This window comes from Streptomyces sp. NPDC060035, from assembly GCF_042736635.1.
Classification (GTDB): Bacteria; Actinomycetota; Actinomycetes; order Streptomycetales; family Streptomycetaceae; genus Streptomyces.
On sequence record NZ_JBHWVO010000011.1, the window covers coordinates 201,445 to 213,770 of the forward strand.

A 12,326-nucleotide genomic window follows, 5' to 3' on the forward strand; every position below is an offset into this window, starting at 1 on the left:
GACCACGGAGTGCACCGCTGACGTCACGGCGCGGTATCCCTGGCCTTCGCCGTCGGGACCCTCTTCACCGTGCTGGTCCGCCACAGAGGGCCGCCGGCCGTGGTCGGCGGGCGGGATCACCGAACGACGGCACACCCTGCGGCCCCGACGGCGGCCACCTGACAACGGCGGTGGCGGTGGCATCACCGGCTGTACGAGCCGCGTGAGGACGTCCGGGCTCTCCCGGCCACCCGGATCCGCCCTGACAGCGCTCTTGATCACGTGGAACTGTTCACGAAACCGCGGGCCCCGCACCGCCGACTTACAGCCGCGCCGCCTTCAGTGCCATGTGGAGGAGCAGCCGGTCCTCGCCGTCGTTCATGTCCAGGCCGGTGAGCTGCTGGACCCGCGCGAGGCGGTAGTAGAGCGTCTGGCGGTGGATGCCCAGCTCGGCCGCCGTCCGGCTCGCCTGGCCCGCGCAGTCGAGGAACACCTCGGCGGTGCGGGCCAGTTCCGTGTGCGGCGGGGTCAGCAGGGTGCGGACCGTGTGGTCCGGGGCGGTGTCCGGACCCGGGGGCAGTGAGGCCAGCAGCCGGTACGGGCCGATGGCCCGCCAGTCGGCGACGTGGCCGAAGCGGGATTCCGCCCCGGCCGCGCGGGCCGCGGACAGGGCTTCGTGCCAGGAGTCGGCCAGCTCCGCCAGACCCCGGCGGGCGATCGCGATCCCGCCCGTGGCGGTGGGTCCCGCAGTGGTGCGCAGACGGTCCGCGGCCGTCGTCGCCGGGTCCAGGGTGTCGGGGGAGCGCAGCCGCATCAGCGCGGCCAGTGACAGGGTGCCTGCCGAGGCGACCGTGGCGAGGGCCGCTGCGGAGGGCACCGTAGCGACCGACGGGGCCTCGTCCGGCCACGGGGTCACGCACACCACGGTGTGCAGCCCGTCCGCGTCCGGTCCCAGGGCCTCGTGCAGCGCGGCCACCGCCATGTCGCGCTGCCACCCCCGCCCGGCCGCGAGGACCGCGCCGAACTCCCGGGACAGGTCCGCGCCCGCCCGCACCTCGTCGGAGAGCAGCGCGCCGATCCGGGCTGCCACGTCCATCGCAGCCGTCAGCCGGTCGGGGGTCGGACGGGGGTCGGCGTCGAGCAGCCATACGTACCCGAGTACGACACCCCGATGGCGTACCGGAAGGCAGATCCGGTCCCGGAACACTCCGGCCTCCGGGGCGGCCGGAATGCGGACGGGGCCCGTCGCGCGCGCGATGCCGAAGCCCTCGAACCAGGCCCGGACCGCGGGAGTGGAGCGCCGGGTGAGGATCGAGCGCGTACGGACGGGGTCCATCGCCGTGTCGTCGTCGCTGTCATGGGCCCCGAAGGCGACCAGGCCGAAGTCCCGGTTCTCCAGGGTCGCGGGGGCGCCGAGCAGCGCGGAGATCTCGTCGACCAGCTCCTGGTAATCGCCCTTCACCCCGCCAGTCTCGCATCTCTTCAGACATATGTCTGAGGTGACGGCCACGGATGCGTGACAGGTGTCGATGGCACAGGATCGGAAGGATCCATAGATTTCACGGTGGTTCTCCGTGCCGTCCCGGTCTGTTCATATGCGTACCGGTACGGCCCTCGTTCGTACATTCCGTGGAGGTGCCCCGTGCTGGGTCCCGTGATTCTCGCCGCGTCCCGCAGCGACAAGATGCGTCGTTTCATCTCGGCTGCCCCGGGCACCAAGCAGGTCGTCGACCGGTTCATCGCCGGTGAGGCGGTCGACCAGGTCGTCCAGGTCGTCCGGGACTCGGCCGGCCAGGGCCTCGAGGTCACCCTGGACGTCGTGGGTGAGGACATCACCACCCCCGAGCAGGCCGCCGCCGCGCGTGACGCCTACCTGGAGCTGATCGGCCGCCTCGAGCAGCTCGGGCTCGGCACCAAGGCCGAGATGTCGGTCAAGCTGTCGATGTTCGGCCAGTCCCTCGACGGCGGCCACGAGCTGGCGCTCGCCAACATCCGGCCGGTCGTCGAGGCCGCCGCCGCGATCGGCACCACGGTCACGCTGGACGCCGAGGACCACACCACCCTCGACTCGATGTTCGCCATCCACGAGGAGCTGCGGAAGGACTTCCCGCAGACCGGCTGCGTGATCCAGGCCTACCTGTTCCGCACCGAGGACGACGCCCGACGCCTCGCCGACGCCGGCAGCCGGGTCCGCCTGGTGAAGGGTGCGTACAAGGAGCCCGCCTCCGTCGCGTACCAGCACAAGCCGGAGATCGACAAGGCGTTCGTCCGGATCCTGAAGACCCTGATGCTGGGCGACGGCTACCCGATGATCGGTTCGCACGACCCGCGCCTCATCGCCATCGGCCAGGAGCTCGCCCGCCAGGCCGGGCGCAAACTGGACGAGTACGAGTTCCAGATGCTGTACGGGATCCGCAGCGACGAGCAGATCCGGCTCGCGGCCGAGGGCCACCGGATGCGCGTCTACACGGCGTACGGCACCGACTGGTACGGCTACTTCATGCGCCGCCTCGCGGAGAAGCCGGCCAACCTGCTGTTCTTCGCCCGCTCGATCCTCACCAAGGGCTGAACCAAGGGCTGACCCGCCCGGCCGACCACCCACCCCAACCAAGGAGACAAGGCACTCATGGACGCTGTGACCCAGGTCCCCGCGCCGGTCAACGAGCCGGTCCGCTCCTACGCCCCCGGTTCCCCCGAGCGTGCCCGCCTCGAGCTGAAGCTCAAGGAGCTCGCCGAGAACCCGATCGACCTGCCGATGACCATCGGCGGCGAGAAGCGGATGGGTGGCGGCGAGCGCTTCGACGTCGTACAGCCGCACAACCACAAGGCCGTCATCGGTACGTTCGCCGGCGCCACGCAGCAGGACGCGCAGGACGCAATCGACGCCGCCCTCGCCGCAGCCCCGGCCTGGCGCGCGATGTCCTTCGACGACCGCGCAGCGATCATCCTGCGCGCCGCCGAGCTGCTGGCCGGCCCCTGGCGCGAGACGCTGGCCGCGTCCACGATGCTCGGCCAGTCCAAGACCGCCCAGCAGGCCGAGATCGACTGCCCCTGCGAGCTCGTCGACTTCTGGCGCTTCAACGTGCACTACGCGCGCCAGATCCTCGCCGAGCAGCCCCCGGCGAACTCCCCCGGCGTGTGGAACCGTATGGACCACCGCCCGCTGGAGGGCTTCGTCTACGCGATCACGCCCTTCAACTTCACCGCCATCGCGGGCAACCTGCCCACCGCGCCCGCCCTCATGGGCAACGTCGTGGTGTGGAAGCCGTCCCCGACCCAGACCCACGCCGCCGTGCTGCTGATGCAGCTCCTGGAAGAGGCCGGTCTGCCCAAGGGCGTCATCAACCTGGTCACCGGCGACGGCAAGGCCGTCTCCGAGGTGGCGCTGAACCACCGTGACCTGGCCGGCATCCACTTCACCGGCTCGACCCCGACCTTCCAGCACCTGTGGAAGACGGTCGGCAACAACATCGCCAACTACCGCACCTACCCGCGGCTCGTCGGCGAGACCGGCGGCAAGGACTTCGTCGTCGCGCACCCGAGCGCCGACCGCGCCGTCCTGAAGACCGCGCTGACCCGTGGCTCGTTCGAGTACCAGGGCCAGAAGTGCTCCGCGTCCTCCCGTGCGTACGTCCCGGCCTCCATCTGGAACTCCGGTTTCAAGGAGGAGTTCGCGGCCGAGGTCGACTCCATCACCATGGGCGACGTCACCGACCTGTCGCACTTCATCGGTGCCGTCATCGACGAGCGCTCGTTCGCGAAGAACAAGGCCGCGATCGACCGTGCGAAGGCCGATCCGTCCTGCACGATCGTTGCGGGCGGTACGTACGACGACTCCGTCGGCTACTTCGTCCGTCCGACGGTCATCGCCTGCGACGACCCGGCCAACGAGGTCTTCACGACCGAGTACTTCGGCCCGATCCTCGCCGTGCACGTCTACGAGGACGAGAAGTACGACGCCATGCTCGAGCAGATGGAGTCGGTCTCCGACTACGCGCTGACCGGCGCGGTCATCTCCCACGACCGGGCGGCTGCCGCGTACACGATGGACAAGCTCCGCTACGCCGCGGGCAACTTCTACATCAACGACAAGTCGACCGGCGCCGTCGTCGGCCAGCAGCCCTTCGGCGGCGGCCGTGCCTCGGGTACCAACGACAAGGCGGGCGCCCCGCAGAACCTGCAGCGCTGGACGCTGACCCGCGCCATCAAGGAGACGCTGGTCCCGCCGACCGACTACGTCTACCCCCACCAGGGCTGACACCCCCCGGGGCACCGCACTGCGGCGCCCCGCCCCGTACTCCGCCTCCCGACCGGCTCCCCCCCCCGCCGGCCGGGAGGCGGTTTCCATTTCCGGGCGGCGGGGTGCGGGCAGTGACCTCAGCCCTTCACGGTGAAGCCCGCCCGCAGGAGGACATCGTCGCGTGAGGACGGGCCGACAAGCAGCTCGAAGCCGCCCGGCTCGACGATACGGGCGCCCTCGGCGTCCACGAGCGTGCACGCGGCGACGGGCAGCTCGACCAGGACCTCGCGCGTCTCGCCGGGGGCGAGTTCGACCTGCCGGTACGCCTTCAGTTCCTTCTCGGCCCAGGTCACCGAGGTCACCGTGTCGCTGATGTACACCTGCACGGTCTCCCGTACGGGCCGGTCACCGGTGTTGCTGACCGTGACGCGTGCGTGCACGGTGTCGGACACGCCGACGCTCGTCGTGAGCACCTCCAGATCCGCGTACGTGACGGTCGTGTAGCTCAGGCCCTCGCCGAACACGAACTCCGGACTCTGGGTGAGATCGGCGTACCGGGTGCCGTGCTGGCCGCGGATCTGGTTGTAGTAGGTCGGCTGCTGGCCCGCATGCCGAGCGAAGGAGACCGGCAGCCGCCCAGACGGCTCGATGAGGCCGAGCACCAGCTCGGCCACGGCCCGGCCGCCCTGCATGCCCGGGTTGAAGGCGTGCACGATCGCCGCCGCGCCGAGCGCGGACGGCGGCAGCACCAGCGGCTTGGAGCTGATGACGACGACGACCAGCGGCTTGCCGGTCGCGGCGAGCGCGTCGAGCAACGCGATCTGGTCGCCGACCAGTTCCAGGGTCGCGGTCGAGCGCCCCTCGCCGACCAGCTCGATGCGGTCGCCCACGACCGCGACGACGTGGTCGGCCGCCTCGGCGGCGGCCACCGCCTCGGCGATGAGAGCGCCACTGGGCTCTGCCGGGACGACGACATGGGGCCGGGGCTGCCCGTCCGGGAAGAGCGCCCCCTCCGGGTCGGGACCCACCGTGAGGATCTCGGCGCCACGGGCGTAGGAGACGGTCCAGCTCTCAGGGGCGTGCGCGCGGAATCCGTCGAGCACCGTACGGATCATTCCGCGCGGGTGGCCGTCCGGCAGCCAGTTCGCCTGTCCCGAGGAACCCGCCCAGTCGCCGAGCTGGGTCTGCGCGTCGTCGGCGTTGGGCCCGATGACGGCAACCGTGCGCGGTCCCGAGCCGGGGCCGGCGAGGGCGCGGCCGTCGCGGCCCGGCTCGAGGCCGCCGGCCAGCGGCAGGGTGCCGTCGTTGGTGAGCAGGACCAGCGAGCGGCGGGCGGCCTCGAGGTTCAGTACGGCGTGCTCGGCGCTGCCGATGACCGCGGCCTGTCGGTCGGCGTCGGGGTGGCGCGGGTTCTCGAAGAGACCGAGCTCGAACTTCAGCGTCAGGATGCGACGGACCGCCGCGTCGATCTCCGCCTCGTCGAGGGTGCCCCGGGCCACCGCCTCCTGCGCGCCCTCGAAGAACTTCGGAGTCGCCATCACCATGTCGTTGCCCGCGCGGACCGCTGCGGCAGCGGCCTGGGCGTAGTCGGCGTGGATCCGCTGTTCCCACACCATGCGGCCGACGTTGTCCCAGTCGGTCACCAGGGTGCCGGTGTAGCCCCACTCCCCGCGCAGCACCTCGTTCAGCAGCCAGTTGTTCACCGTGACCGGCACACCGTCCATGGACTGGTAGCCGAGCATGAACGTACGGCAGCCCTCGCGGGCGACCCGCTCGAACGGGGGGAGGAACCAGGAGCGCAGCTTGCGCCGCGAGATGTCGGCCTCGCTCGCGTCACGGCCGCCCTGCGTCTCGGAGTAGCCCGCGAAGTGCTTGGCACACGCGAGGATCGCCGTCGGGTCCGAAAGCCCCTCGCCCTGGTAGCCGCGGACCATCGCCGAGGCGAGCTCGCCGATGAGGAAGGGGTCCTCGCCGAACGTCTCGCTGACCCGGCCCCAGCGCAGATCGCGCGTGATGCAGAGCACCGGGGAGAACGTCCAGTGGACCCCGCTCGCGGCGACCTCCACGGCGGTCGCCCTGGCGATGCGCTGCACGAGCTCCGGGTCCCAGGTCGCGGCCATGCCGAGCTGTGTCGGGTAGATCGTGGCCCCTTCCCAGAAGGAGTGCCCGTGGATGCAGTCCTCGGCGACCAGCAGCGGGATGCGCAGGCGCGTGCGCTCGGTGAGCGCAGCCGCTTCGAGGACGCTGTCGGGCGAGGCGTGGAGGATCGAACCCGCGTGCAGGTCCTCGATGAGGTCCCGCACCCCGTCCTTGGCGTTCAGCTGGAGCATCTGACCGGTCTTCTCGGCCAGCGTCATACGGCCGAGGAGGTCGCCGACCCGCTCGGCGACGGACAGCGCGGGGTCGAGGTAGGGCAGGGTGGGGGACACGAGGGGGTCCTTTCGCGACACGGTTCGGGTTCACCATAGAGTCAATACCGACCACCTGGTAAGTAACTTCGGGTGTGCGAGTCCGATCATCGATTCCGGCCGGCGCAAACCGGTCGGAAGAACCGGGAAGGTGGCGCGTGACCGCCGAAGTACGGCGTGGCTACGCCAAGGGCCGTGCGAAGCGACGCGAGATCCTCGACCAGGCCATGTCCCAGTTCGGCGAGGCCGGATACCGGGGGGCGTCTCTGCGGGTCATCGCGAACCGGTGCGGTATCTCGCACCCCGGTCTGCTGCACCACTTCCCGACCAAGGAGTCCCTGCTGCTCGCGGTGCTCGAACACCGCGACGAAGTGGATGGCGAGTGGCTCTCGACCGATGCGGTCACCGGCGTCGACCGGCTCCGCAGGTTCGCCGAGCTGGCCGCGCTGAACGCCACCCGCCGCGGGATCGTCGAGCTGTTCTCGGTGTGCTCGGCCGAAGCGACCTCGGCCGAGCACCCGGCCCACGCCTATTTCGTACAGCGCTACCGCAACTCGGTGTCGGGGGCGCAGGACGCCTACGCCCAGGTGCGCGAGGAGGGTGCGCTGCGCGAGGGCGTCGACCCCGCGGCGGCGGGGCAGCAGCTGATCGCTCTGATGGACGGGCTCCAGGTGCAGTGGCTCCTGGCCGACGGTGCGACGGACATGGCGGGCGTCCTGCGCGCCCATGTCCAGGCGCAGCTCACCGTGCCGTTCTGAGCGGCTCGCAGGGGCGCCCGTAGCACGTGGCGCTCGCGTGCCCGTCTCAGATAGTAGGAAGTCCGAGTATCTGTAGAGACAGATGGCCCGAGCTGTCCTAACTTTGTAGAAGCCGAACGACTCGCATGATCCAGCGACTGGCGGTCGCGAGCACGTGCCCCGAAGCAGGCAACCCCTGCGGCACCGCTCCCCGCCCCTTCCGGCGCCTCGAAATCCTGATCTCGACATCACGTTTCCCCGAAGTCCCGATCTCGAAATCCACGCGATCTCAAGGAGTCGATCCACCATGGCCGAGACGACTGTCCGCCGCGTCCGTCACACCCCCCGCCCGACCGACTCGGAGCGCAAGAACGCCGCCGCCGCTCTGCAGCGGGCCCTCGACCGCCGGGACAACGGCGGCTCCACCGGCCACTGACGGCCCTCGGTGCGCCCTTGGCCCCCGGGCTCGCCGTACGCATTGCGCCGTCCGCATGCGGTGTCCGCATCATGGACAGCGGATGTCATTGGGTGGGACGGAGGGCTAGGGTGCCGTTATGTCTCGCAGCCTCAATCTCGCAGTGATCCCCGGCGACGGTATCGGCCAGGAGGTCGTGACCCAGGGCCTCAAGGTCCTCAACGCTGTTCTCCCGCAGGACGTGAAGCTGGAGACCAAGGAGTACGACCTCGGCGCCCAGCGCTGGCACCGCACCGGTGAAACCCTCCCGGATGCGGAGCTGGAGGCTCTCAAGAGCCACGACGCGATCCTGCTCGGCGCCATCGGAGACCCGTCGGTGCCGTCGGGCGTACTGGAGCGCGGGCTGCTGCTGAAGCTGCGCTTCGCGTTCGACCACTACATCAACCTGCGGCCGTCGAAGCTCTTCCCGAACACCGCGACGCCGCTGGCAGGCCTGCCCGAGATCGACTTCATCGTTGTCCGCGAGGGCACCGAGGGTCCGTACACGGGTAACGGCGGTTCCCTGCGCACCGGTACGGAGCACGAGATCGCCACCGAGGTCAGCGTCAACACGGCCTACGGTGTCGAGCGCGTCGTCCGTGACGCCTTTGCGCGTGCGGCCGCCCGCCCGCGCAAGAAGCTGACGCTGGTCCACAAGAACAACGTCCTCGTGTACGCGGGCCACCTGTGGAAGAACATCTTCGACAAGGTTGCGGCCGAGTACCCCGAGGTCACCACCGACTACCTGCACGTCGACGCCGCGACGATCTTCTTCGTCACCCAGCCGGAGCGCTTCGACGTCATCGTCACCGACAACCTCTTCGGTGACATCCTCACCGACCTCGCCGCTGCCGTGACCGGCGGCATCGGCCTGGCCGCGTCCGGCAACATCAACCCGACGGGCGCGTTCCCGTCGATGTTCGAGCCGGTCCACGGCACTGCCCCCGACATCGCGGGCCAGGGCAAGGCCGACCCGACCGCCACGGTCCTCTCCGTCGCCCTCCTGCTGCGGCACCTCGGCTACGAGGCCGAGGCCGTGCGCATCGAGGAGGCCGTCTCCGCCGACCTCGCGGAGCGTGACGGGAAGACGGCGCGGACCACCGACGAGATCGGTGACGCGCTCGCGGTACGCGTAGCGAGCTGACCCGACGCCTCCACTTCGAAGCCGCCGGGTCGCATCCGCACCCGGCGGCTTCACCTTGCGGTCTCCGGGTGCCACCATCGACCCCTGGACCGCAATCACGTCACCGCAAGCGCACCATTTCGTGCACGGACGCCCGCGAGAGATAATCGAACGCGGGGCCGCGGCTTGCGGGAGAGCTCGGACGTCCTACAACCTGTCTGGTATGTGTCGGACGGGAGCGGGCGTGAGCGCGGTCCATCACACACAAGACCGGTGAAGGACACGCACTCATGACGACGCCCACGATCGAGCTCAAGCCCTCCTCGAACCCGCTGTCCGACGCGGAGCGCGAGGCGATCCTGGTCAGCCCGGGATTCGGCCGCCACTTCACCGACCACATGGTGACGATCAGCTGGACCGAGGGCCGCGGCTGGCACGACGCCCAGCTCGTCCCGTACGGGCCGCTGTCGATCGACCCCGCCAACATGACCCTGCACTACGCGCAGGAGATCTTCGAGGGTCTCAAGGCCTACCGCCAGAGCGACGGAACGGTCGCCACGTTCCGCCCGGAGGCCAACGCCGCGCGCTTCCAGCGGTCCGCCGCCCGGCTCGCCATGCCCGAGCTGCCGGCCGAGACGTTCATCGCGGCCTGCGACGCCCTGGTCCAGCAGGACAAGGACTGGGTTCCGGCCCACGGCGGTGAGGAGTCCCTCTACCTTCGCCCGTTCATGATCGCCTCCGAGGTCGGTCTCGGTGTGAGGCCCGCCAACGAGTACCTCTTCCTCGTCATCGCCTCGCCTGCCGGCGCCTACTTCCCCGGTGGTGTGAAGCCTGTCTCGATCTGGCTCTCCCAGGACCGGGTGCGTGCCGTTCCCGGCGGCATGGGAGACGCCAAGACCGGCGGCAACTACGCCGCTTCCCTCCTCGCCCAGGCCGAGGCCGCCGCGAAGGGCTGCGACCAGGTCGCCTACCTCGACGCCGTCGAGCACAAGTGGGTCGAGGAACTGGGCGGCATGAACCTCTACTTCGTGTACGACCAGGAGGACGGCGGCAAGCGGATCGTCACCCCCTCCCTCACCGGCTCGCTGCTCGCCGGCGTCACCCGTGACTCGCTGCTCACCGTCGCCAAGGACCTCGGTTACGCCTCCGAGGAGGGCCGCGTCTCCATCGACCAGTGGCGGGACGACACGGCGAACGGCACCCTGACCGAGGTGTTCGCCTGTGGCACCGCCGCCGTCATCACGCCCGTCGGCACGGTGAAGTCCGCGGACGGCGAGTGGACCCAGGGTGACGGCACGCCCGGCGAGGTCACCCTCAGGCTGCGCGAGCGTCTGCTGGACATCCAGCGCGGCATCGCCGAGGACACCCACGGCTGGATGCACCCCCTCGGCTGAGGTCGCCTCGGTCGTACGCAGGCAAGGGCCGCACCCGGCAGGGCGCGGCCCTTGCGCCGTCCCGCCCGGCGCGGCGGACATCACGCCCGCATCCTGAGACGGGCCGGAGTGCGGGCGCGGTGCTGTGCAAGACTGCGTGCGTGTCCTCGTTCGCCATGATTATCGGCAGCAGGCGCGCCGGTCCGCAGTGACCGTCCCGTACCACCTCGTACGGCACGGCCATCGTGCCCCAGACCCGCGCGCAGACCTCTCGCACCCGCGAGGGGTTTTTTCGTTTTCCGGCCCCCACCACGGCCGGGGCGAGGCGCGCGAGATGATGGGGGCAAGTGGAGCCGATTCGTCCGGATCCGCTCACCGACAGGAGTCAGACAGCATGACCACCAAGGCCACGGCCTCCGACGACAGCTTCCATGTCTTCGACACCACCCTGCGCGACGGAGCGCAGCGTGAAGGCATCAACCTGACGGTCGCGGACAAGCTGACCATCGCCCGGCATCTGGACGACTTCGGTGTGGGATTCATCGAGGGCGGCTGGCCGGGTGCCAACCCCCGCGACACCGAGTTCTTCGCCCGCGCACAGCAGGAGATCACCTTCGAGCACGCCCAGCTCGTCGCCTTCGGCGCCACCCGCAGAGCGGGGGGCAAGGCCGCCGAGGACCCCCAGGTCCAGGCGCTCCTGGCGTCGGGCGCCCCGGTGATCACGCTGGTCGCCAAGTCCCACGACCGCCATGTGGAACTGGCCCTGCGCACCACCCTCGAGGAGAACCTGGAGATGGTCCGCGACACCGTCTCCCACCTCCGCGAACAGGGCCGCCGGGTCTTCGTCGACTGTGAGCACTTCTTCGACGGCTACCGCGCCAACCCCGAGTACGCCAAGTCGGTCGTGCGCACCGCCTCCGAGGCCGGCGCCGACGTGGTCATCCTCTGCGACACCAACGGGGGCATGCTCCCCGCCCAGGTCCAGGCCGTCGTCGCCACCGTCCTCGCCGACACCGGTGCCCGGCTCGGGATCCACGCCCAGGACGACACCGGCTGCGCGGTCGCCAACACCCTTGCCGCGGTGGACGCGGGCGCCACCCATGTGCAGTGCACCGCCAACGGCTACGGCGAGCGGGTCGGCAACGCCAACCTCTTCCCCGTCGTCGCCGCGCTGGAACTCAAGTACGGCAAGACCGTCCTGCCCGAGGGCGCGCTCGCCGACATGACCCGCATCTCGCACGCCATCGCCGAGGTCGTCAACCTCACCCCGTCCACCCACCAGCCCTACGTGGGTGTCTCCGCCTTCGCCCACAAGGCAGGGCTGCACGCCTCCGCGATCAAGGTCGACCCGGACCTGTACCAGCACATCGATCCGGAGCTCGTCGGCAACACCATGCGGATGCTCGTCTCCGACATGGCGGGCCGCGCGTCCATCGAGCTCAAGGGCAAGGAGCTCGGGATCGACCTGGGCGACGACCGGGAGCTCGTCGGGCGGGTCGTCGCGCGGGTCAAGGAGCGCGAACTCAAGGGCTACACCTTCGAGGCGGCCGACGCCTCCTTCGAGCTGCTGCTGCGCGCGGAGGTCGAGGGCAGGCCCCGCCGCTACTTCCGTATCGAGTCCTGGCGGGCGATCGTCGAGGACCGTCCCGACGGCACCCACGCCAACGAGGCGACCGTGAAGCTCTGGGCGAAGGGCGAGCGGATCGTCGCCACGGCCGAGGGCAACGGCCCGGTCAACGCCCTGGACCGGGCGCTGCGCGTCGGTCTGGAGCGGATCTATCCGCAGCTGGCCAAGCTGGAGCTGGTCGACTACAAGGTCCGCATCCTGGAGGGCCGCACCGGCACCGAATCCACCACCCGGGTGCTGATCACCACGGGTGACGGATCCGGTGACTGGGCGACGGTCGGCGTGGCCGAGAACGTCATCGCCGCGTCCTGGCAGGCCCTGGAGGACGCGTACACCTACGGTCTGCTGCGGGCCGGCGTCGAGCCCACCGACTAGCCCGCCGGAG

Annotated in this window: 9 protein-coding genes; 7 read left to right on the plus strand and 2 right to left on the minus strand. The window is 70.3% G+C overall.

Translation table 11 applies throughout. The features are described from left to right. Nucleotides 1–301: 301 nt before the first annotated feature. Nucleotides 302–1,441 (minus strand): PucR family transcriptional regulator, encoded by a 1,140-nt coding sequence (locus tag ACFWBQ_RS19760; protein ID WP_385490381.1) that lies wholly within the window; start codon nt 1,439–1,441, stop codon nt 302–304. Nucleotides 1,442–1,621: 180 nt separating this feature from the next. Between ACFWBQ_RS19760 and ACFWBQ_RS19765 the strand changes: the two genes are divergently transcribed. Next, nucleotides 1,622–2,548, plus strand: coding sequence for a proline dehydrogenase family protein (locus ACFWBQ_RS19765; protein ID WP_385490384.1), 927 nt, complete (start codon nt 1,622–1,624; stop codon nt 2,546–2,548). Between the two features lie 57 nt (nt 2,549–2,605). Then, nucleotides 2,606–4,237 carry an L-glutamate gamma-semialdehyde dehydrogenase gene (pruA, locus tag ACFWBQ_RS19770; protein ID WP_385490387.1) on the plus strand — a complete coding sequence of 544 codons (1,632 nt, stop codon included), beginning with the start codon at nt 2,606–2,608 and terminating at the stop codon, nt 4,235–4,237. A gap of 119 nt (nt 4,238–4,356) precedes the next feature. On the opposite strand, the gene ACFWBQ_RS19775 is transcribed toward pruA, so the two are convergent. Then, a complete protein-coding gene (locus tag ACFWBQ_RS19775; RefSeq protein WP_385490390.1) occupies nt 4,357–6,648 on the minus strand; it encodes a glycoside hydrolase family 3 N-terminal domain-containing protein in 2,292 nt (763 codons plus the stop codon). 137 nt (nt 6,649–6,785) lie between these two features. Between ACFWBQ_RS19775 and ACFWBQ_RS19780 the strand changes: the two genes are divergently transcribed. From ACFWBQ_RS19780 to cimA, 5 genes are all read left to right on the plus strand, one after another. Further along, the gene (locus tag ACFWBQ_RS19780) at nt 6,786–7,385 is read left to right on the plus strand and encodes a TetR/AcrR family transcriptional regulator (RefSeq protein WP_385490393.1); all 600 of its coding nucleotides are present in this window, start codon (nt 6,786–6,788) and stop codon (nt 7,383–7,385) included. A 286-nt stretch (nt 7,386–7,671) separates the two neighbouring features. Further along, the gene (locus ACFWBQ_RS19785; RefSeq protein ID WP_385490396.1) at nt 7,672–7,800 is read left to right on the plus strand and encodes a hypothetical protein; all 129 of its coding nucleotides are present in this window, start codon (nt 7,672–7,674) and stop codon (nt 7,798–7,800) included. A gap of 118 nt (nt 7,801–7,918) precedes the next feature. Then, a complete protein-coding gene (locus ACFWBQ_RS19790; protein WP_385490398.1) occupies nt 7,919–8,962 on the plus strand; it encodes a 3-isopropylmalate dehydrogenase in 1,044 nt (347 codons plus the stop codon). Nucleotides 8,963–9,231: 269 nt separating this feature from the next. Beyond that, nucleotides 9,232–10,335 (plus strand): branched-chain amino acid aminotransferase, encoded by a 1,104-nt coding sequence (locus ACFWBQ_RS19795; RefSeq protein WP_385490400.1) that lies wholly within the window; start codon nt 9,232–9,234, stop codon nt 10,333–10,335. 373 nt (nt 10,336–10,708) lie between these two features. Continuing rightward, the gene (gene cimA / locus ACFWBQ_RS19800) at nt 10,709–12,316 is read left to right on the plus strand and encodes a citramalate synthase (protein ID WP_385490403.1); all 1,608 of its coding nucleotides are present in this window, start codon (nt 10,709–10,711) and stop codon (nt 12,314–12,316) included. Nucleotides 12,317–12,326: the final 10 nt, after the last annotated feature.

Excerpts from the sequence above, each read along its gene's own strand:
- pruA (WP_385490387.1), top strand. The coding sequence starts at position 2,606 with ATGGACGCTGTGACCCAGGTCCCCGCGCCGGTCAACGAGCCGGTCCGC.
- ACFWBQ_RS19785 (WP_385490396.1), top strand. The coding sequence starts at position 7,672 with ATGGCCGAGACGACTGTCCGCCGCGTCCGTCACACCCCCCGCCCGACC.
- ACFWBQ_RS19790 (WP_385490398.1), top strand. The coding sequence starts at position 7,919 with ATGTCTCGCAGCCTCAATCTCGCAGTGATCCCCGGCGACGGTATCGGC.
- ACFWBQ_RS19795 (WP_385490400.1), top strand. The coding sequence starts at position 9,232 with ATGACGACGCCCACGATCGAGCTCAAGCCCTCCTCGAACCCGCTGTCC.
- cimA (WP_385490403.1), top strand. The coding sequence starts at position 10,709 with ATGACCACCAAGGCCACGGCCTCCGACGACAGCTTCCATGTCTTCGAC.